The organism is Couchioplanes caeruleus, assembly GCF_023499255.1.
In the GTDB taxonomy this organism is placed as follows: domain Bacteria; phylum Actinomycetota; class Actinomycetes; order Mycobacteriales; family Micromonosporaceae; genus Actinoplanes; species Actinoplanes caeruleus_A.
In genome coordinates this window covers 197,873-218,578 of the sequence record NZ_CP092183.1, presented here as the reverse complement: position 1 = coordinate 218,578, position 20,706 = coordinate 197,873, and the positions used below count along the sequence as shown (strand labels likewise).

Here is a 20,706-nt window from a genome sequence, read left to right as displayed (position 1 = left end):
GAGCGTGCGGTCCGGCAGGAAACGGCGGCGCATCCGGTGCGCCCGCCGTCCGGTCCACACTATCGACGCGCGGCCAGCCTACGGCCGCCGGGCGGGCCATGCCACGGTTGTCCGCCTGTTGAGTCCACACCGTATGAATCGGCGCCACCTCGAACGTCATGAATCCGGGCACGAGCCGAAGCGTCGCCCCGTACGTCCGAGTTTGGTCAGGCCAGCCCACCCCGGAGAGGGACCTTCTTCCTCGGGCCGGGCCGGCGGTGGCTTCCTGCGCAGCCAGCGAAGCCGGCGCGCCCGGGCCGACCGTTTCGTCGCATGGCAGCGGGCTTATCGCACCGGGGCGGGCAGTAGGACCGTCCTCGCAACCGGCCGGAGGGCTCCCTGCAGGATCGGCACCGACGCCCGCGGCCGTTGCGGCAATGGTCCTCGCGGAGGCGGTGGCCGCGGAGACCGCGGAGGCGGTGGCCGCGGAGGCGGTGGCCGCGGAGGCGGTGGCCGCGGAGGCGGTGGCCGCGGAGACCGCGGAGGCGGTGGCCGCGGAGGCGGTGGCCGCGGAGACCGCGGAGGCGGTCACCGCAGACCCGGAGGCGGTAGTCGCGGAGGCGGCCAAGGCGGTCACAGCAGACTGGGAGCTGGTGTCCGCGGTGGCCCAGGAAGCTGAGGAGGCGGTGGAGGCGGTTGATGCGGTGGAGGCGGTGGAGGCGATCGGCCCAGACCCGCTGGGCGCCGAGCCCGCGATCGCAGAACCGCTGGGCGCCGAGCCCGCGATCGCAGAACCGCTGGTCGCCGAGCCCGGGGTCGCAGAACCGCCGGCCGCCGAGCCACTGGCCGCCGAGCCGGTAGTCACAGAGCCGGTGGTCACCGAGCCGGTAGAGGCGGTGATGACGGCCGCAGAGTTAGAGGTAGCAGCGGCAGAGGTGCGGATGACACCGGATCCCTCAGCGCTTGCAGCCGCATCAGCAGTAGCACCGCCGGCAGCAGAATTGGCGCCGGAGCCGGGGCTGGCCCAGGCAATCGGAGTGCGAGCGGAACCCCCGGAAGAGGCCGAAGCCGCAGTCGAAACAACCGGCCACAGGGGAGCACGGCGCAACGCGGTCTCGGGAGCGGGGAGGCCCCCCGTGGAATGGGACTCCATCGCATTGCAGCCCGGGACTGATACAGCCCCCATGTCGATCGACACGGCCTCCGGTGCCATCCGAGCAGCCGCCACCTCGCCGCGCAGAAGACCACTTGCAACCAGCACAGGTTCGGCCAGCTCATCGAAGCCTGATCCGATACACGCTGAGCGATCAGAGCCGACGTAGAGCGGCGCGGCACGACCAGAGGAATCCGGCAGCTCCGATCCACAAGAAGGCAGCACGGATTCAGCAGGAGGCCGAGACGCTCCAGAAGGCAGGGACGCTCCAGAAGGCACGGAAGCTCCAGAAGGCACGGAAGCTCCAGGAGGCAGGGACGCTTCGGAAGAAGGCGGCGGCGCGGAGACCGCCGGTCTGGGCGAGGGTGGAATCTTCCCCGTACGCTTCCGAGCGCCCCGCCTGCCCATCTATCCCCTCCGCGATCTCCTCTTCCCGGCGCCGCGTCCGCCGGCGTCGGCGGAGCGGCCCGGGGTGGCCGCCCGCTTGGACGGCCTCGGCCGTGGTGCCACGACGTCGCGCTCCCGCACGATCTCGACGACCGTGGTCGGCGGGTCGATCAGGCCGCCTCCGCAGAGCCGGACGACCGGTTCGCCGCCGCCGAGGCGGGTGACCGCCTGACGGTGTTCCGCGACTTCTTCCTCGGCCGAGGCACCCTTGAGTGCCAGCAGCCGGCCGCCGACGGCGGCGAGCGGGAGGCACCATCCGGCGAGCCGGTCGAGCGGTGCCACCGCGCGGGCGGTGACGACATCGGCGGGGGCGGGGGGTCCACCGGCGAGGTCTTCCGCGCGTCCTCGGACGACCGTGACGGCCGTGTCGAGTCCGAGCGTTGTCACCGTTTCGGTCAGGAAAGCGGTACGTCGTGCCAGCGGCTCGACCAGGGTGATCGTGAGATCGGGCCGGGCCACTGCCAGCACGATACCGGGCAAACCGGCACCAGACCCCACGTCAATCACCGAAGCGCCGATAGGGATCATCTCAGCCATAACGGCACAGTTGATCAGGTGCCGTTCCCAGATGCGGGGCGCCTCCCGCGGTCCGATGAGACCGCGGATGACGCCGTCGGTGCCGAGGAGCTCCGCATACCGGCCGGCCAGCTCGAGACGCTCGCCGAACACCCGCTCGGCAGCGTCGCGATGCTCGGCCGGCGGATCAAAGAGGGAACCGCCGGCCGGCGGGGCCGGCATCGAAGGAAGGTCCGTGCCGTAGGACGACGACTCCCCGGATGACGACCCCGAGCCAGAGGACGGAGTCTTCCCGGGAGGCGGGACCGAGCCAGAAGGCGGGACCGACTCAGAAGGCGCAACCGAACCGGAAGACGCAACCGAACCGGAAGACGCGACCGAACCGGAAGACGCGACCGGGCCGGAGGACGCAACCGGCAACGGTGACGGAGACGAGCCGGAAGAGGACGGCATCGCGGAGGACGGCGACGAGCCGACAGCTGAGAACGGGGCGGAAGACGACGACGGCCCAGGCATCACAGCGCCCGGGCCACCGTCTCCCGCGCCGGAGCGTGGGTCAGTCATGTCGCGCGATCAGTCGGCCGGCCGGACGATGATGCGGCGGTTCGGCTCGACGCCCTCGGATTCGCTCTCCACGCCGGAGATCGCGTTGACCACGTCGTGGACGCACTTGCGCTCGAAGGCGGACATCGGCTCGAGGCGTACGGCGTCGCCGTGCTCCTTGACCTTCTCCACCGCGTTGCGGGCGACTGCAGTGAGTTCCTTGCGGCGGGTGGCGCGGTAGCCGCCGATGTCGAGCAGGAGGCGGCTGGGGGAACCGGTGGCGCGGAAGATCGCCAGGCGGGTCAGCTCCTGCAGCGCTTCCAGCGTCGCGCCGCGCTGGCCGACGAGCGGCTGCAGCCGGCCGCCGACGACCTCGACCATCGGCCGTCCCGCGGACACGAGCTCGTCGATGTCGCCGTCGTAGTCGAGGATGTCGAGCAGCCCCTCCACGTAGTCGGCGGCGATCTCGCTCTGCCGGAACAGGTCGGAGTCGGAGGCCACACTCTCCGACTTCTTGGTCTCCTCCGTACCGGCGGACTCCGCGGCGGTGGCGGTGGTCTCCTCGGCGCTGGGAGTGCTGGTGTCGGTCACGGTCTCATCTCCGTACTCTCGGGCCGGACCTGCTCGGTCCGCTGTTTCCCGCGCCGGCCGGATCCGTCGCCGGTGCGCGGGGAGGTCTGTGTCGCCGCCCTCGCCGGGGGGCGCGCGCGGCCCGGACGTAGCCCGGGCCGCTGCTGCGTCATCCCTTGGGCTTGTTCGCGGGCCGGGCGCCCTTCTTAGGGTTGACCGGCTTCGCGCCGGGCTTCGGGGCGAGCGCCTTGGTGTCCACGCCCGGGGTCGTCGGCTCCGGCTCGGCCTGCTTGCGGCCGAAGAGGCCACGGGTCGCGGGCTGCACCGGGTTCTTCGTGGTGCCCTTGCCGGCGGTCGCGCTGCTCGCGGGGCGGGCGGAGGTCGAGCCCGACTTGCCCGCCATCTGCGGCGGCGGGAACTTGCGGAGCACCCACTGCTGCTGGGCGAGGCTGAAGAGGTTGTTCGTGACCCAGTAGATGACCACGCCGATGGGGAACAGCGAGCCGGAGACGAGCAGCGACAGCGGGATGCCGTACAGCATCAGGCGCTGGATCATCTTCTGCTGCGGGTCCTCGGCCCAGCCGGTCTTGAGGATCATCTGGCGGCTGGTGAGGTACGTGGTCGCCATCATGATGAGGACCAGCACACCGGCGATGATCTTCACCGTGGCGCCGCTGCCGGCGTCCAGGGCGGCGAGCTCGGCGGGGGAGGAGCCGAACTTGGCCGGCAGGGGAGCCGTGAACAGGGCGGAGTGCGTCGCCGAGTGGAACTGCTCGGCGGTCCAGCCGTACAGGGTGGGCCGGGGGTTGTCCGGACTGAGCCGGCGCAGGGTGTGGAACAGGCCGAGGAAGACGGGGATCTGCAGGAACATCGGGAGGCAGCCCATGAGCGGGTTGGCCTTCTCGACGCGGTACAGCTCCATCATTTCCTTCTGGAGCGTCTCCCGGTCGCCCTTGTGCTTCTCCTGCAGCTCCTTGACCTTGGGCTGCAGCGCCTGCATCGCCCGCTGGGACTTGATCTGCTTGACGAAGACGGGGAAGAGGATGACGCGCAGCGTCACCACCAGGAAGACGATCGAGAGGATCCAGGACCAGTTGGTGCCGAGCACCGGTCCGTCAGGGATGCCGATGGTGTCCCACAGGGCATGCCAGCGCAGGAGGATCCACGAAATGCCGTAGTAGATCCAGTCGAGACTCAATTCATGCTCCAGTCACATCGGCAGGACGGTGACGGATCGGGTCGGGAACCGGATCGAACCCGCCAGGGTGGAAGGGGTGGCAGCGCAGCAACCGCCAGGTCGCCAGTCCGGTCCCGCGGAGCGCTCCGTGTTTCGCGACTGCCTCGAGGGCGTACGCGCTGCACGAAGGGTAGAACCGGCAGCGAGCCGGCAGAGCCGGGCTCACGTAACGACGGTACGCGACGATCGCCGCGGTCAGCAGCCGGGCAAGCGGTGTCATCGGCGCCGCCGGGGTGACTGAGCGGCAGCCAGAGCGGCGTCCAGGTCGGCGCCGAGCCTCTCGAAGGACGCCGACGCCGAGGCGGGCAGGGCGCGCACGACGAGGGACGTCCCCGCGGGCAGCTCGCTCAGCCGTGGACGCACCAGATGGCGCAGGCGGCGGCGCACCTTGTTGCGGACCACCGCGTTGCCGACCGCCTTGGACACGACAAAGCCGGCGCGCGCCTCAGAGGCTTGCGCCGGCTCATCGAGAAGAAGGTGGACGACCACGGTGCCGCGGCCCGCCCTGCGGCCACCACGAACCGCTGCGGCGAAGTCGGTACTACGCCGCAGTCGTTGCTCCGCGGCCAGCACGACTACCCGGCATCCGGCCCGACCAGCGGTCGGCTCAGGCCGACAGCTCTTTGCGGCCCTTGCCACGGCGGGAGGCCAGGATGGCGCGGCCGGCCCGGGTGCGCATGCGCAGCCGGAAACCGTGGGTCTTGGCGCGCCGGCGGTTGTTCGGCTGGTAGGTGCGCTTGCTCACGTCAGAACTCCGTCTTCGTACTACGTCCAGGGGGCATCAGGCTGCAAGACGCCACTTTAGCAGAGCGCGGCGGAGCAACCGCTCGACCCTACGCAGGGCTCCACGGGCGGTCAACCACCGGGGGCCCGGCACGCCAAGGTTCCCGCCCAGGCCAGGCCCGGTCGAGCAGCGTTCCAGCCGGTCCGGGGAAGCGCGGACCCCGCGGCCAGACGAACCCCCGGGCCAAGCGGACCCCCAGCCTCAGCGGACCCCCAGCCTCAGCGGACCCCCAGCCTCAGCGGACCCCCAGCCTCAGCGGACCCCCAGCCTCAGCGGACCCCCAGCCTCAGCGGACCCCCAGCCTCAGCGGACCCCCAGCCTCAGCGGACCCCCAGCCTCAGCGGACCCCCAGCCTCAGCGGACCCCCAGCCTCAGCGGACCCCCAGCCTCAGCGGACCCCCAGCCTCAGCGGACCCCCAGCCTCAGCGGACCCCCAGCCTCAGCGGACCCCCAGCCTCAGCGGACCCCCAGCCTCAGCGGACCCCCAGCCTCAGCGGACCCCCGGCCAAGCGGTCGCCGGACCGAGCGGAACCCGGCCACCAGGTCCCGAGACGGAAGAGAGCGGCCCTCCGACAAAGACACGATCAGGCCGGGCGGCAGAGGACGACAAGGCTTGAGGATCCGGAGGAATCGGACCGGACAACCCAGGCAAGCCCCGCACGGTCCGTCACCCAGGCCGGTCTATACGCGTACGGAGTGAATCTTTTCGTGCCACGTGTGCCCCGGGTCGGGTACCGCCGGTTGATGCGGACGCGCCTGCGCTGTTAGCGTGCCCGTTTGCTGGTCTTCAGCGCTGTTCGCAAACCGCCCTCGCCGGGACCTCTCACGGAGCCACCTCACGGAGCCGCCCTCGGAACCGCCGGGGAACGGACCATCGGGGAACGGAACCGCTGGGACGGAACCGCAGAGGAACCGACGGAGCGGTGAATCGTTCGGCACGGTGAGCCTGTTTTCCCGCGCCAGCACAGGCTCCGGGAAGTCTGCCGACCGTCCGGCCGGGGTGCGACCGCCGACGCGTGCACAGGTTGTGGATAACCTGTGGACAGCCGGTGGCGCCGTGCATGTTCAGCACGTTGGATGTGCTGGGTTGGGGGGAGCCGGTCCGTCGCCCGTACGGGTGACGGCAGGCAAGGCGGAAGCCGAACAAGGCCACCGGGGGTCCGGTGGCGATGGGGGTGGCGCGGCGGTGGCCGATACGGTCGACCTTGGCGGGGTCTGGGCTGCGGCGACGGACGAGCTGGCGGACGAGATCGCGTCCGCTCAGCAGCGTGCGTACCTGCGGCTGACCCGCCTGCGCGCCATCGTGGAGGACACCGCGCTGCTCTCCGTCCCGGACACGTACACCCGGGACGTGATCGAGTCGCGGTTGCGCCTGGCGATCACCGAGGCCCTGTCGCGCCGGCTCGGCCGTCCGATCCAGGTCGCCGTGACGGTCCGCCCGCCCGAGGACGGCACCGGCCGACCGGGCACCGTGTACGGCACCCCGCCGCCCGAGCCGGCGACCCAGCCGCCGGCGCACTACTCCGAACCGCCCGCGCACTACTCGGACGCACCGCCCCCGCCGTACCCGGATCGTTATGCGCAGTCACCCGCCTACAGCGAGAGTTATGACCAGAGCGACGCGCCGACCGGGTCGGCGCAGGCGCCTTTCACGCGCGGCGTGCCGGCGGCGCGCGACGGTCAGGACGCGCTGTTCGCCGCACCGCTGCCGATGGGCCAGCCGGAGCCGGCGAAATCCACCATCGCGGAGGAAAAGAAGCCGGCGCCCGAGCCGCCCCGGCAGCTACCGCACTACACGGAGACGCCGAACGACTCCACCGGGCATCGGATGGCGACCGAGCCGGCGCAGCTCCGCGAGAATCAGCGTCACCACGACGAGCGAGCGCAGGACCGTCGCGACGACACGATGCAGATGCGGCACGGCGGCGACAACGGTCCCGGCCGCGCCCCGATCGACCTGCGCGGCCCCGCCGCCGGGCGTCCGGGCGGCAACGACGGCAACCGGCTGAACCCGAAGTACATGTTCGAGACCTTCGTCATCGGCTCCTCCAACCGCTTCGCGCACGCCGCGGCGGTCGCGGTGGCGGAGTCTCCGGCGAAGGCGTACAACCCGCTGTTCATCTACGGCAGCTCCGGGCTCGGCAAGACACACCTGCTGCACGCGATCGGTCACTACGCCACCACGCTCGGCCACGCCCGCAGCGTCCGCTACGTGTCGACCGAGGAATTCACCAACGACTTCATCAACAGCCTGCGCGACGACAAGACCCAGGCGTTCCAGCGCCGCTACCGCGACGTCGACATCCTCCTGATCGACGACATCCAGTTCCTGGAGAACCGCGAGCGTACGCAGGAGGAGTTTTTCCACACGTTCAATACCCTGCACAACGCCAACAAGCAGATCGTCATCAGCTCGGACCGCTCCCCGAGACAGCTGGCGACGCTCGAGGACCGCATGCGTACCCGTTTCGAATGGGGCCTGCTCGCGGACATCCAGCCGCCGGACCTCGAGACCCGCATCGCGATCCTGCAGAAGAAGGCCGCTCAGGAGCGCATGTACGCCCCGGACGACGTGCTCGAGTTCATCGCCTCCCGCGTCTCCAACTCGATCCGCGAACTCGAGGGCGCCCTCATCCGGGTGACAGCGTTCGCCAGCCTCACCCGCAGCGCGGTGCAACTCTCGCTGGCCGAGGAAGTCCTCCGCGACTTCATGCCCGACGGCGCCGGTCCGGAGATCACGGCCGACCAGATCATGGTCTCGACCGCCGACTACTTCGGCGTGAGCCTCGAAGACCTCCGCGGCCACTCGCGCTCCCGGGTCCTCGTGAACGCCCGCCAGGTCGCCATGTACCTCTGCCGAGAGCTCACCGACCTGTCGCTGCCCCGCATCGGCCAGGCCTTCGGCGGCCGCGACCACACCACGGTCATGCACGCGGACCGCAAAATCCGCCAGCACATGGCCGAGCGCCGCAGCCTCTACAACCAGATCGCCGAGCTGACGAACCGCATCAAGCAGAACACTTAGATCAAAACCGTTTCGACGGTACGGCCGCACCCCGGACAACCGCACCACCGTGGCCGGAGCCCTCACGTGCACCAAGCCGTAGCCCCTCCAGGCCGTCGCCCGCCGCCGGGCTGACCTGCCGGGCCGCCGTCCCGGACCGACCTACTGACACAACCTGCACGGGCTGAACGGCCGCCCTGACTCGCCAGTTCGTCCCCCGGGTCGCCGTCCTCCGCGTTCCCCGGTTGCCCCCACCGGGTCGACGTGGTGTGTGCCGCGACGGTGAGCACCGCAGCCTCCCGAGCCGCCCTCCCGAGTCGCCCTCCCGAGTCGCCCTCCCGGACAGCCCTGCCGCGCGACCTACCGGACTGCGCCCGCCGGCCTGTCAGGAAGCAGCACAAGCCGACCGGTCCTATGAGCCCTCATGCCGGCCGGCCCGCTCGTGCCCTATCCGATCGTGCAAGGGCGACATGCCGCATCCGATCGTCCAGGGCGACGCCCCGACCCTGCCCTCCAAGGCAACGCCACACCACGCCGACCACCGCCGAGCCGCCCCACCCACAGCTCGCCGCGCATCCGCCTCGCCACCCAAGCTCTCCTGGGCCAATTCCACCCCGACCCAACGCCCCACCAACCGTGACCAGCGCTTTCACCAGGTTGTCCACAGCTTCTGCACCGGTCTACCCACAGGCTCATCCCCATGCCGCCCGGAAAGCCCGCACCAACCCCGAAGAGCCACACCCACCTCCGCGGCGAAATGTCAACGTCGGGACGGAACCGTTTCGTGCCAACGTTTTCCACACTAATCCACAGCTCTTCACAGGCCCTGTCCCCAACGGTGGAAAACTTCGCGCCCCGTTCCGCACAGATGTGGAGAACTCCTGGGGAAATCGATGTGGACAGACACAGAGCGTCACAAGGCTGCCCACACCCTGTGGACGCGTGTGGATTTCCTGTTGAAGGTTCTGGGGACGACGAGCCGGTAGCGTCCCAGCGTTATCCCCAGACCCGGGGACAAACCCGGTGGATAAGCGGTGGACAGCCGGTGGACAACGGTGGACAACCGCCGTCTCGTCCGCAGCTGTGGACGCGGACCCGGGTTTATACCCCGGTTGCCCACATGTGAATCACCGGTGGATAACCTGCTGACCTGCGACAACGTGAGTTCTCCACAGTGTGCACAGGCCCGATGATTACGACTGATATCTCTCTGCCGAAAATCCAAAAACCAATCATCAGCGTTGGGGAAGGTGTGGACGAGCCGCTCGCGGCCCGATCCACCCCGGGCAGGTCTTCTCAGCATCGGGGGCCGGGCGGACGTCACGCCCACCCGCGCCATAGAGTTCAGTGGGCTCCATCAGCACATCCGAAGCTGGTCCGTTCTCGAGCCGGCCCAGGTGAGTGCTGGTCCCGTTCACCGGCGCGTCCGGTGCACGAGCTGGTCGGGCACGTGAGCTGGTCGGGCACACAACCCGGTCGGCGCACCAACCGGTCTGGTGCACGATCCGGTCCAGCCCACAAGCTGGTCCAGCACATACGAGCCGTCACAGCCCACAAGCTGGTTCAGCCCGTGAGCAGTTCCGGCCCACAGCCGGGCAGGCTCATGAGCGGGTCCGGCACAGAACGAGCTGGTCCAGCACAGGAGCCGGCCCAGCAGACGACAAAGCCGGTCCGGCACACGGGCTGGTCCAACACACAACAAGTTGGTCCGGCGCACGAGCCGGCCCAGCAGACAAACTGGTCCGGTGCGCAAGCTGGTCCGGTACATGAGCCGGTCTGGTGCACAACCGGTCCGGCGTACAAGCTGCTCTGGTGCACAAGCCGGTCCAGCTCCCGAAGCTGGGTCCGATCTCAAGCTGGTTCGTCGAGGAAAGTGACGCGGAGGGCATGGCATGAAGTTCCGGGTGGAGCGAGACGCACTCGCCGACGCGGTGGCGTGGACGGCCAAGAGCCTCCCCAGCCGTCCTTCGGTGCCGGTCCTGGCCGGCGTCATGCTGCGGGTGACCGACGGCAGGTTGCATGTCTCCGGCTTCGACTACGAGGTCTCCAGCCAGGTGAGCGTGGAGGTGCAGGCGGACGCCGACGGTGCCGCGCTCGTCTCCGGCCGGCTGCTCGCCGAGATCACCAAGGCGCTCCCGGCCAAGCCGGTAGACATCGCCGCGGTGGGCTCGCACCTCGAGCTGGTCTGCGGCAGTGCACGCTTCACCCTCCCGGTGATGCCGGTGGAGGACTACCCGACTCTGCCCGACATGCCGTCGAGCGCCGGCACGGTCGACGCCCAGGCGTTCGCCGTCGCCGTCGCGCAGGTGGCCGTCGCGGCCGGGCGGGACGAGACGCTGCCGATGATGACCGGCGTACGGATCGAGCTGAACGGCTCGACGATGGCGATGCTGGCAACGGACCGGTACCGCCTGGCGATGCGTGAGCTGGAGTGGAACCCGGACGACCCCGGCATCAGCCTGAACGCCCTGGTGCCGGCGAAGACGCTGAACGACACGGCGAAGGCGCTGGGCCCGATCGGCGGCGCCGTCACGCTCGCCCTCGCGCAGGGCAACGCCGGCGAGGGCATGATCGGTTTCGCGGGTGGCACCCGGCGCACCACGAGCCGGCTGCTGGACGGTGCGAACTACCCGCCGGTGCGGTCCCTGTTCCCGGCGAGCCACAACGCCGAAGCGCGGGTGACCGTCTCCGCCCTGGTCGAGGTGGTCCGTCGCGTCGCCCTGGTCGCCGAGCGCACCACGCCCGTCCTGCTGAGCTTCAGCGAGGACGGTCTCGTGGTCGAGGCGGGCGGCACCGAGGAGGCGCGGGCCAGCGAGGCCATGGAGGCCACCTTCACCGGTGAGCCGCTCACCATCGGTTTCAACCCGCAGTACCTGATCGACGGTCTGCAGAACCTGGGCGCCCCGACGGCCGTGTTGTCGTTCGTCGACGCCTTCAAGCCTGCTGTGATCTCCCCCGCAGCCGAAGACGGCGAAATCGTGCCCGGATACCGCTATCTGATCATGCCTATCCGGGTAACCCGCTGATACTGGGCTGGAAGAGTCACAAACCTAGGGGGAACATCATGCAGCTCGGCCTCATCGGACTGGGCCGGATGGGCGGCAACATGCGGGACCGCCTGCGCGCCGCCGGCCAGGAGGTGGTGGGTTACGACCACCACAAGGAGACCACCGACGTCGCCAGCCTCGCCGAGCTGGTGGAGAAGCTGGCCGCGCCGCGCGTGGTCTGGACGATGGTTCCCGCCGGCCAGATCACCGAGAAGACGATCGACGAGCTCGCCGAGCTGCTCTCCGAGGGTGACATCATCATCGACGGCGGCAACTCGAAGTTCACCGACGACGGCCCGCGCGCCGAGCGGCTCAAGGCGAAGGGCATCCACTACCTGGACTGCGGCGTCTCGGGCGGCATCTGGGGCAACACCAACGGGTACGCGCTGATGGTGGGTGGCGACGCCGAGATCGTGGCGCACTGCCAGCCGATCTTCGACGCGCTCAAGCCGGCCGGCGAGTTCGGCTTCGCGCACGCCGGTCCGCACGGTGCCGGTCACTACGCCAAGATGGTCCACAACGGCATCGAGTACGGCCTCATGCACGCGTACGCCGAGGGCTACGAGATCCTCAAGGCCTCGGAGCTCGTCGAGAACGTCCCCGAGGTCATCAAGAGCTGGCGCGAGGGCTCCGTCGTCAAGTCGTGGCTGCTCGACCTCCTCGACCTCGCCCTCGACGAGGACCCGGAGCTGGCCAACCTCAAGGGGTACGCGGAGGACACCGGCGAGGGCCGCTGGACGGTCGACGAGGCCGTACGCCTCGCCGTGCCCGCCAACGTGATCGCCGCGTCGCTGTTCGCCCGGTTCGCGTCCCGCCAGGAGGACTCGCCGGCGATGAAGGCCGTCGCGGCGCTGCGCAACCAGTTCGGCGGCCACGCCGTCAAGCGCTGATCCATGTACGTGCGCCGGGTCGAGCTGACCGATTTCCGTTCGTACGAGCGGGTGGCGGTCGACCTCGACCCGGGCGTCAGCGTCCTGGTCGGCCAGAACGGCATGGGCAAGACCAACCTCATCGAGGCACTGGGCTACGTGGCCACGCTGGACAGTCACCGGGTCGCCACGGACGCCCCGCTGGTCCGCGCGGGCGCGAGTTCGGCGGTGATCCGGTGCGCGGTCGTCCACGATGGACGTGAGCTGCTGGTCGAGCTGGAGATCGTCCCGGGCAAGGCGAACCGGGCGCGGCTCAACCGTTCTCCCGTACGCCGGTCCCGCGAAGTTCTGGGCGCTCTGCGCATGGTGCTCTTCGCGCCGGAGGACCTGGAGCTGGTCCGTGGGGATCCGTCCGAGCGCCGCCGCTATCTGGACGACCTGCTCGTGGCGCGCCAGCCGCGGTACGCCGGTGTGCGCTCCGACTACGACCGCGTGGTGAAGCAGCGCAACGCACTGCTGCGCACGGCGTACCTGACGCGCAAGGTCGGTGGCACGCGAGGGCAGGATCTGTCGACGCTCGCGGTCTGGGACCAACACCTCGCGCACCACGGCGCGGAGCTCCTCGCCGGACGGATCGAGCTGGTGGGCGCGCTCGGGCCGCACCTGACGAAGGCGTACGACGCGGTGGCTGCCGGGCGGACGGCCGCTGCCATCGCGTACGCGTCCCGCCTCGGCGACGGCCTCCCGCCGGACCGCCCGGCGCTCGAGGAAGCCCTGCTCGCTTCGCTCGCCGAACGCCGTCAGGCGGAGATCGAGCGTGGCGTCACGCTGGTCGGACCGCACCGCGACGACCTCACGCTGTCGCTGGGAGACCTTCCCGCGAAGGGGTACGCGAGCCACGGCGAGTCCTGGTCGTTCGCGCTGGCGTTGCGGCTGGCGGCGTACGACCTGCTCCGCACGGACGGCATCGAGCCGGTGCTGATCCTCGACGACGTCTTCGCCGAGCTCGACGCGGGCCGGCGGCAACGGCTCGCGACGCTGGTCGCCGACGCCGCCCAGTTGCTGGTCACCTGCGCCGTGCCGGAGGATGTGCCGACGACCCTTCAGGGCGCCCGCTACGACGTCGGACCAGGAACGGTGACCCGTGTCTGAGGATCGCCCCGAAAAGGGCTCAGCGGCCGCCTCAGGTCCCTCGACGCCCAGCGACGCTCCCGCTCCCGAGGGCGTGGCCGGCCCGCAGCTCGCCCGGGCCGTTCTCGACGCCGCGCTCGCCAAGCGCCGGGCCGCCCAGCAGGCGCCGCGCCGGCGTACCCCCAGCGAGGGTGAGGGACGACGGCTGCGCGGCTATTCCGGCCCGGGCCCGGATCCCCGGGATCCGCAGCTGTTCGGCGCGGTCCTCGAGCGGATCCTGAAGCAGCGCGGCTGGCAGAAGCCGGCCGCCGAGGCGACGGTCTTCGGTGCCTGGGAGAAGGTCGTCGGCTCGGACATCGCCAAGCACAGCCGGCCGGTGAAGCTCGACGACGGCGTGCTGACCGTGGAGGCGGAGTCGACGGCCTGGGCGACCCAGCTGCGCCTGCTGGCGGCGACCCTGCTGCGCAGCATCGCCGCCGAGGTCGGCCACAACGTCGTGAAACGGCTCAACATCCACGGCCCCGCGGCGCCGTCCTGGAACAGAGGGCCGCGCCGGGTGCAGGGCCGCGGACCCCGGGACACGTACGGCTGACAGCCGACTGTCAGTAGTCGGCTGTCAGTAGTCGCTGTCAGCAGGCGGTGCTCAGCAGGCGGTGCTCAGTAGTCCGCGAAGACGGCGTACCCGCGGTCGGCGCAGCGGCGGTAGAAGCCGGCCAGGATCGCGAGCTCGGTGCGCGCGAAGCTCCAGTGCGGAGCGTTGCCGGCGTCGTCGCGGAGCGCCGCCAGCCGCTGGTCCAGCCAGCGCAGCTGCTGCTCGGCGAGCCGCCCGGCCGCGACCGCCTCGCGCATCACCTTCGCCACGCTGTCGAACGTGACGAGGTCCCCGTACGGCTGGTGGCCCTCGACGAAGCGCTCCAGCCCGCCGGCGATCCACGCGCAGCCGTCCGGGTCGATGACCGGGTCCTCGTCCTCGGCCGCGGCGTCGGTCGCGTAGAGGACGCCCTCCAGCCCCAGCAACAGATCCACCAGTTCCGTGTACGCCGTGGCGCGCACCGTACCCGTCTTGGCGATGTGCAGCGCGAGCGCACCGGTGGGCGCGGCGATGTCGGGAGCGTCCGCGACGGCGCCGAAGTCGACGAACTCGGCCGGGGCGACCGGGTCGTAGAACCGGTTCGTCCGGGGCCAGTGCACGGCGACGTTGTCCAGCCCCTTGTCGTGCGCCATGGCGGACCACCTCTCCTCGACCTGCCGGCTGCGGACCGTCCGGCGGGAACTGTGCCCGCCGCGTGCGGACCGCCCGGCCGCGCACGGGTCCGCGCGGGCGAGGTTACGACACTTCCGCCCGGCGTTGTGAGGCAGTGTCGCAGCGCGTGTCGCCGACCCGGTGCAGGCGCGCCCCGCCGTCCACCACCGGACGCGTTCACCGTTGCGGGCGGAGCTCATTCCGTGTAGGGGGACCCGTGGGAACGGCCCTCCGGGGCGCTACGGCAATCTGAGGTGCCCGTACGAGGGTGCCGGACCTCCGATAACTCGCCCGGACGGAGTAGAATCGACGGAGACCGGGAAGTCGCGAACCGTCACGGACTGTTCAACCTTGCAGGGCTGTTCAACCTTGCAGAGCTGTTCACCTCGCAAGGGGCCATCCGTCACGCTACGCGATTTTTCCAGCCGATCACGATCCGCGGGACGACCGCGGCGACCGGCGCGCTCGGCTCCACCGGTGGTCCGCCTCCTCCCCGCGGCTCGCTCGCCTGTGGTCCGCCGTGCCCGCTGGCTGCCCACCGGTCGCCCGCCAAATCCGTGGCCGGGCCTCCGCGCGGGGGACCGGGCGCGAGAAAGTGGCCGAGGGTGGCAGAGAAGAAGCAGGAATACGGTGCCGAGTCCATCACCGTGCTCGAAGGCCTCGAGGCGGTCCGCAAGCGTCCCGGTATGTACATCGGTTCGACCGGTGAGCGCGGCCTGCACCACCTGGTCTGGGAGGTCGTGGACAACGCCGTCGACGAGGCGCTCGCCGGGTATTGCGACACCATCGACGTGGTCCTGCTGGCCGACGGCGGCGTCTCGGTCACCGACAACGGCCGTGGCTTCCCGGTCGACCTGCACCCCAAGCTGAAGAAGCCGGGCGTCGAGGTCGCGCTGACGGTGCTGCACGCGGGCGGCAAGTTCGACGGCAAGGCGTATGCGGTCTCCGGCGGTCTGCACGGCGTCGGTGTCTCGGTCGTGAACGCGCTGTCGACCCGCATGGCGCTGGAGATCCACAAGTCGGGGAACGTGTACCGGCAGAAGTACAACGCCAGTAAGCCCGGGCCGTTGGAGAAGGGCGAGCCGACCGACACCACCGGCTCGACGGTGCAGTTCTGGCCGGACCCGACGATCTTCGAGACGGTCGAGTTCGACTTTCAGACGATCTACCGCCGGCTGCAGGAGATGGCGTTCCTCAACAAGGGGCTGACCATCAACCTGCTCGACGAGCGGCCGGAGCACGTGGACGACGAGGGCAAGCCTCGCCAGGTCACCTTCATGTACGAGAACGGCATCGCCGACTTCGTGCGCCACCTGAACGCCACGAAGAGCCCGATCCACAAGACGGTGGTCGAGTTCAGCGCCGAGGACAACGAGGCGCGGATGGCCGTCGAGATCGCGATGCAGTGGAACGAGTCGTACGGCGAGTCGGTCTACACGTTCGCCAACCGCATCAACACCCATGAGGGCGGCACCCACGAGGAGGGCTTCCGCGCCGCGCTGACCGGCATCGTCAACCGGTACGGCATCGAGAAGAAGCTGCTCAAGAGCGACCAGAAGCTCTCCGGCGAGGACATCCGCGAGGGCCTGGCGGCGATCATCTCGGTGACGCTGGCCAACCCGCAGTTCGAGGGCCAGACGAAGACGAAGCTCGGCAACACCGACATGAAGAGCTTCGTCCAGAAGGTCGCCAACGACCAGCTGGCCGACTGGTTCGACCGCAACCCGGCCGAGGCGAAGGCGATCATCACGAAGGCCGACCAGGCCGCCCGCGCCCGCATCGCCGCGCAGCAGGCCCGCAAGCTGGCCCGCCGCAAGTCGCTGCTGGAGTCCGGCTCGATGCCGGGCAAGCTCGCCGACTGCCAGTCGACCGACCCCCGCGTCTCCGAGCTGTTCATCGTCGAGGGCGACTCGGCCGGCGGCTCGGCCAAGCAGGGCCGCGACAGCCAGATCCAGGCGATCCTGCCGATCCGCGGCAAGATCCTCAACGTGGAGAAGGCCCGGATCGACCGGGTGCTGAAGAACAACGAGGTCCAGGCGTTGATCACGGCGCTGGGCACCGGCATCCACGACGACTTCGACATCGCCAAGCTGCGCTATCACAAGATCGTGCTGATGGCGGACGCCGACGTCGACGGCCAGCACATCCAGACGCTCCTGCTGACCCTGCTGTTCCGCTTCATGCGGCCGCTGGTCGAGGTGGGCCACGTCTACCTGGCGGCTCCGCCGCTCTACAAGATCAAGTGGAACAAGCGGGGCGACGACGCGCAGTACGCGTACTCCGACCGGGAGCGTGACGGTCTCATCGCCCTGCGGCAGCAGAAGAAGCCCAACGCCAAGCCGGACGACATCCAGCGGTTCAAGGGTCTCGGCGAGATGAACTTCCGCGAGCTGTGGGACACGACGATGGACCCGGCGACCCGGACGCTGCGTCAGGTCACCCTCGACGACGCCGCCGTGGCGGACGAGCTCTTCAGCGTCCTCATGGGCGAGGACGTCGAGGCGCGCCGTTCGTTCATCCAGCGCAACGCCAAGGACGTGCGCTTCCTGGACATCTGATCCGTCGTGAGCGGCGTCGCGAGACGCCGCTCACCTCGGGTTATGCACAGCGTTCCACTGCTTTCCACAGCGTTATCCACAGCTAGTTGCGCAGCTCATACCCGTTTGTCGGGTTTGACCGTAAGTAAGGGTTAACTGTGACGGATACTCCCGAGATCCCCGCCGAGGAGCCGCAGGACGACACCGGCGGCGGCGTGGGCCAGCGCGTCGAGCCGGTCGGCCTCGAGGTCGAGATGCAGCGGTCGTACCTCGACTACGCCATGAGCGTCATCGTCGGCCGCGCGCTGCCGGACGTCCGCGACGGGCTCAAGCCGGTGCACCGCAAGATCCTGTACGCGATGTACGACTCGGGCTTCCGCCCGGACCGCGGGTACGTCAAGTGCGCCCGCGTCGTCGGCGACGTCATGGGCAACTACCACCCGCACGGCGACTCGTCGATCTACGACGCGCTGGTCCGCATGGGCCAGCCGTGGTCGCTGCGGTACCCGCTGATCGACGGCAACGGCAACTTCGGCTCGCCGGGCAACGACCCGCCGGCCGCCATGCGGTACACCGAGTCGAAGCTCTCGCCGCTCGCCATGGAGATGCTGCGGGACATCGACGAGGACACCGTCGACATGCAGGACAACTACGACGGCCGGACCAAAGAGCCGACGATCCTGCCGGCGCGGTTCCCCAACCTGCTCGTCAACGGCTCCGAGGGCATCGCCGTCGGCATGGCCACCAAGATCCCGCCGCACAACCTGCGCGAGATCGCGGGGGCCGTCCAGTGGTACCTCGACCACCCCGACGCCGATGAGGCCACCACCCTCGAGGCGGTCCTGGAGATCGTCAAGGGACCGGACTTCCCCACCCGGGGGCTGATCGTCGGCCAGCAGGCGATTCAGGACGCCTACCGCACCGGCCGTGGCTCGATCCGGATGCGCGCCGTCGTGGAGGTCGAGGAGGACCAGCGCGGCCGGCCCTGCCTCGTGGTCACCGAGCTGCCGTACCAGGTGAACCCGGACAACCTCGCCGAGCGTGTGGCCGAGCTGGTGAAGGAGGGCAAGCTCACCGGCATCGCGGACATCCGGGACGAGTCCTCCGGCCGTACGGGTATGCGCTTGATCCTGGTCCTGAAGCGCGACGCGGTCGCGAAGGTCGTGCTGAACAACCTCTACAAGCACACCCAGTTGCAGGAGACGTTCGGCGCGAACATGCTGGCGCTGGTCGACGGCGTGCCCCGCACGCTGAACCTGGCGCAGTTCATCCGCTACTACGTCGACCACCAGATCGACGTCATCCGCCGGCGGACGGCCTTCCGCCTGCGCAAGGCCGAGGAACGCGCGCACATCCTGCGCGGCCTGGTGAAGGCCCTCGACGCGCTCGACGAGGTCATCGCCCTGATCCGGCGCTCGCCGACGGTGGAGGACGCCCGCCAGGGCCTCATCCAGCTGCTCGACATCGACCAGGTGCAGTCCCAGGCGATCCTGGACATGCAGCTGCGGCGCCTCGCGGCCCTCGAGCGGCAGAAGATCATCGACGAGCTCGCCAGCATCGAGATCGAGATCGCGGATCTGAAGGACATCCTCGCCAAGCCGGAGCGGCAGCGGGCGATCGTCTCGGAAGAGCTCGCCGAGATCGTGAGCCGGTTCGGCGATGAGCGGAAGACCCAAATCATCCCGTTCGACGGCGAGGTCTCGATGGAGGACCTCATCGCGCGCGAGGACGTTGTGGTGACCATCACACGAACTGGTTACGCGAAGCGCACGAAGGTCGACCTCTACCGCTCGCAGAAGCGCGGCGGCAAGGGCGTGAGCGGCGCATCTCTGCGTCAGGACGACATCGTCAGCCACTTCTTCGTCATCTCGACGCACTCCTGGATCCTGTTCTTCACGAACAAGGGCCGCGTGTACCGCGCGAAGGCGTACGAGCTGCCGGAGGCCAACCGCGTCGCGAAGGGCCAGCACGTCGCCAACCTGCTCGCCTTCCAGCCGGACGAGCACATCGCGCAGGTCATCCAGATCCCGAACTACGAGGTCGCGCCGTACCTTGTGCTCGCCACCAAGAATGGCCTCGTGAAGAAGACCCGCCTCACCGAATTTGACTCCAACCGCAGCGGTGGCATCATCGCCATCAACCTGCGGGAGGATGACGAGTTGGTGGGCGCCACGCTGGCCGCTCCGGAGAACGACCTGCTCCTGGTGTCGAAGAACGCCCAGGCCATCCGGTTCAACGCGACCGATGAGGCGCTGCGGCCGATGGGGCGGGCCACGTCCGGTGTGATCGGCATGCGCTTCGGCGACAGCGACGAGCTGCTCGCGATGGAGGTCGTGCGCGAGGGCCTCGACGTTTTGGTCGCCACCAACGGCGGGTATGCGAAGCGGACGCCGATCGAGGAGTATCCCGTGCAGGGGCGGGGTGGCAAGGGTGTACTGACGGCGAAAATCACGGAGCGTCGTGGTGGCCTCGTCGGAGCGCTCGTGATCGACCCGGAGGATGAACTGTTTGCCATCACCAGCAATGGTGGTGTCATCCGGACTCCCGTGAAGCCTGTACGGCGCACGCGGGATCGGAACACAATGGGGGTCAAGCTGATGGACCTCCCAGAGGGTGTAACCATCGTGGCGCTTGCTCGTAATGCCGACGAGCCTGACGAACAGGACTAGTTGATGCCGGAGACACAGGCGAAGTCGGGAGGTCCGGGGGCCTCGGCGACTCCCGCCGGTGCGGAGCCGAAGAAGGACGGTGCCGCACCGGCCGGGCGTGAGGCCGCAGGTCGCGCGGCGGTCCCCGCCGAAGCCCCGTCCCCGCCGAAGTTCACCCGCGCGCCGGGCATGGCCCCGCCGCCGGGCGAACCGCCCGCCGACAGCGACGGCCAGGCCGACGGCAAGCGCCCGGCCGGCCCGGGGGCCAAGGGCGCGGTGAAGGGCTCGGCCACTGTGCCGATCGTCACCAAGGGCAAGAGCGGTGGCACGGCCCCGGCCGCGCCGGCCGCACGCGCGGGGGTCGCGCCACCTCCGGCGAACCCCGCCACGGCCCCGCAGCGGCCCGGCGAGGCCCCGAAGCGCCCGTCCGGCGGCACCGCCGCCGGCTCGGCCGCCGTGGGTGCCGCCCGGGTCTCGGAGACCGTCCGCTCCGCCCGCAACACCGTGTCGTCGGCCGCCGCCCGCGGTCCCCGGCGCGCCCGGCTGAACCTCAAGCGGATCGACCCCTGGTCCGTGATGAAGTTCGCCTTCGCCGTCTCCATCGTCCTGTTCATCGTCGTGGTCGTGGCCACGTCGGTGCTCTACCTCGCCCTCGACGCCATGGGGGTGTGGGGCGAGGTCAACAAGAGCCTCGAAAGCCTCGTGAACTCGGCGGGCGGCACGGACGGCTCCTCGGGCGGCGGCTTCCGCATCACGGCCTGGGGCGTCATCGGCACGTCGATGCTGATCGGCGCGGTGAACGTGGTCCTGTTCACGGCGCTGGCCACCCTCGGTGCCTTCATCTACAACGTCTGCGCCGACCTGGTCGGAGGCGTCGAGCTGACGCTGGCCGAGCGGGACTGACCCGACCGGCGCCGGATCCCGGACCGGGGTCGTGGCGCCGCTGAAAGCGCGTGGGATCGGCCGTCACGTTCGCGTGGCGGCCGGTTCTGTCAGCG

Annotated in this window: 16 protein-coding genes; 9 read left to right on the top strand and 7 right to left on the bottom strand. The window is 69.8% G+C overall.

Features of this window, described 5'->3' with window-relative positions; translation table 11 throughout:
• Nucleotides 1-416 precede the first annotated feature (416 nt).
• Complete coding sequence (locus COUCH_RS01035) at nucleotides 417-1,301, top strand: hypothetical protein (protein WP_249613964.1); 885 nt, start codon at nucleotides 417-419, stop codon at nucleotides 1,299-1,301.
• A gap of 239 nt (nucleotides 1,302-1,540) precedes the next feature.
• Here the strand turns inward: COUCH_RS01035 and rsmG are convergent, their stop codons facing one another.
• The 6 genes from rsmG to rpmH all read right to left on the bottom strand — a co-directional run bounded on the left by rsmG (nucleotide 1,541) and on the right by rpmH (nucleotide 5,190).
• Complete coding sequence (gene rsmG, locus COUCH_RS01030) at nucleotides 1,541-2,317, bottom strand: 16S rRNA (guanine(527)-N(7))-methyltransferase RsmG (protein WP_249610240.1); 777 nt, start codon at nucleotides 2,315-2,317, stop codon at nucleotides 1,541-1,543.
• A gap of 351 nt (nucleotides 2,318-2,668) precedes the next feature.
• Complete coding sequence (locus tag COUCH_RS01025) at nucleotides 2,669-3,229, bottom strand: protein jag (RefSeq protein ID WP_249610239.1); 561 nt, start codon at nucleotides 3,227-3,229, stop codon at nucleotides 2,669-2,671.
• A gap of 148 nt (nucleotides 3,230-3,377) precedes the next feature.
• The gene (gene yidC, locus COUCH_RS01020) at nucleotides 3,378-4,406 is read right to left on the bottom strand and encodes a membrane protein insertase YidC (RefSeq protein ID WP_249610238.1); all 1,029 of its coding nucleotides are present in this window, start codon (nucleotides 4,404-4,406) and stop codon (nucleotides 3,378-3,380) included.
• 1 nt (nucleotide 4,407) lies between these two features.
• A complete protein-coding gene (gene yidD / locus COUCH_RS01015; protein WP_249610237.1) occupies nucleotides 4,408-4,665 on the bottom strand; it encodes a membrane protein insertion efficiency factor YidD in 258 nt (85 codons plus the stop codon).
• A complete protein-coding gene (gene rnpA / locus COUCH_RS01010) occupies nucleotides 4,662-5,018 on the bottom strand; it encodes a ribonuclease P protein component (protein WP_249610236.1) in 357 nt (118 codons plus the stop codon). The genes yidD and rnpA overlap by 4 nt, the downstream gene beginning before the upstream one ends.
• 34 nt (nucleotides 5,019-5,052) lie before the next feature.
• Nucleotides 5,053-5,190 carry a 50S ribosomal protein L34 gene (rpmH, locus tag COUCH_RS01005; protein ID WP_199513250.1) on the bottom strand — a complete coding sequence of 46 codons (138 nt, stop codon included), beginning with the start codon at nucleotides 5,188-5,190 and terminating at the stop codon, nucleotides 5,053-5,055.
• Nucleotides 5,191-6,415: 1,225 nt separating this feature from the next.
• Between rpmH and dnaA the strand changes: the two genes are divergently transcribed.
• The 5 genes from dnaA (at nucleotide 6,416) to COUCH_RS00980 (ending at nucleotide 13,872) form a co-directional block, all read left to right on the top strand.
• Nucleotides 6,416-8,254, top strand: coding sequence for a chromosomal replication initiator protein DnaA (gene dnaA, locus COUCH_RS01000; protein WP_249610235.1), 1,839 nt, complete (start codon nucleotides 6,416-6,418; stop codon nucleotides 8,252-8,254).
• 1,871 nt (nucleotides 8,255-10,125) lie between these two features.
• Complete coding sequence (gene dnaN, locus COUCH_RS00995; RefSeq protein ID WP_249610234.1) at nucleotides 10,126-11,259, top strand: DNA polymerase III subunit beta; 1,134 nt, start codon at nucleotides 10,126-10,128, stop codon at nucleotides 11,257-11,259.
• A gap of 38 nt (nucleotides 11,260-11,297) precedes the next feature.
• A complete protein-coding gene (gene gnd / locus COUCH_RS00990) occupies nucleotides 11,298-12,170 on the top strand; it encodes a phosphogluconate dehydrogenase (NAD(+)-dependent, decarboxylating) (RefSeq protein ID WP_249610231.1) in 873 nt (290 codons plus the stop codon).
• A 3-nt stretch (nucleotides 12,171-12,173) separates the two neighbouring features.
• Nucleotides 12,174-13,301 (top strand): DNA replication/repair protein RecF, encoded by a 1,128-nt coding sequence (gene recF / locus COUCH_RS00985; protein ID WP_249610230.1) that lies wholly within the window; start codon nucleotides 12,174-12,176, stop codon nucleotides 13,299-13,301.
• A 73-nt stretch (nucleotides 13,302-13,374) separates the two neighbouring features.
• Nucleotides 13,375-13,872 (top strand): DciA family protein, encoded by a 498-nt coding sequence (locus COUCH_RS00980; RefSeq protein WP_249613510.1) that lies wholly within the window; start codon nucleotides 13,375-13,377, stop codon nucleotides 13,870-13,872.
• A gap of 65 nt (nucleotides 13,873-13,937) precedes the next feature.
• Here the strand turns inward: COUCH_RS00980 and COUCH_RS00975 are convergent, their stop codons facing one another.
• Nucleotides 13,938-14,504, bottom strand: coding sequence for a hypothetical protein (locus COUCH_RS00975; protein ID WP_199513256.1), 567 nt, complete (start codon nucleotides 14,502-14,504; stop codon nucleotides 13,938-13,940).
• Nucleotides 14,505-15,128: 624 nt separating this feature from the next.
• Between COUCH_RS00975 and gyrB the strand changes: the two genes are divergently transcribed.
• From gyrB to COUCH_RS00960, 3 genes are all read left to right on the top strand, one after another.
• A complete protein-coding gene (gene gyrB / locus COUCH_RS00970; protein ID WP_249610229.1) occupies nucleotides 15,129-17,081 on the top strand; it encodes a DNA topoisomerase (ATP-hydrolyzing) subunit B in 1,953 nt (650 codons plus the stop codon).
• A gap of 137 nt (nucleotides 17,082-17,218) precedes the next feature.
• On the top strand, nucleotides 17,219-19,729 hold the full coding sequence (gyrA, locus tag COUCH_RS00965; protein WP_249610228.1) for a DNA gyrase subunit A: 2,511 nt from the start codon (nucleotides 17,219-17,221) through the stop codon (nucleotides 19,727-19,729).
• 3 nt (nucleotides 19,730-19,732) lie between these two features.
• Entirely contained in the window at nucleotides 19,733-20,611 is an 879-nt protein-coding gene (locus tag COUCH_RS00960) for a DUF3566 domain-containing protein (RefSeq protein ID WP_249610227.1), read from the top strand.
• Nucleotides 20,612-20,706 lie beyond the last annotated feature (95 nt).

Bases quoted from the DNA above. Each gene is read 5' to 3' on its own strand.
- COUCH_RS01035 (WP_249613964.1), top strand. From the start codon at position 417: ATGGTCCTCGCGGAGGCGGTGGCCGCGGAGACCGCGGAGGCGGTGGCC.
- rsmG (WP_249610240.1), bottom strand. From the start codon at position 2,317: ATGCCGGCCCCGCCGGCCGGCGGTTCCCTCTTTGATCCGCCGGCCGAG.
- yidD (WP_249610237.1), bottom strand. From the start codon at position 4,665: ATGACACCGCTTGCCCGGCTGCTGACCGCGGCGATCGTCGCGTACCGT.
- dnaN (WP_249610234.1), top strand. From the start codon at position 10,126: ATGAAGTTCCGGGTGGAGCGAGACGCACTCGCCGACGCGGTGGCGTGG.
- gnd (WP_249610231.1), top strand. From the start codon at position 11,298: ATGCAGCTCGGCCTCATCGGACTGGGCCGGATGGGCGGCAACATGCGG.
- recF (WP_249610230.1), top strand. From the start codon at position 12,174: ATGTACGTGCGCCGGGTCGAGCTGACCGATTTCCGTTCGTACGAGCGG.
- COUCH_RS00975 (WP_199513256.1), bottom strand. From the start codon at position 14,504: ATGGCGCACGACAAGGGGCTGGACAACGTCGCCGTGCACTGGCCCCGG.
- COUCH_RS00960 (WP_249610227.1), top strand. From the start codon at position 19,733: ATGCCGGAGACACAGGCGAAGTCGGGAGGTCCGGGGGCCTCGGCGACT.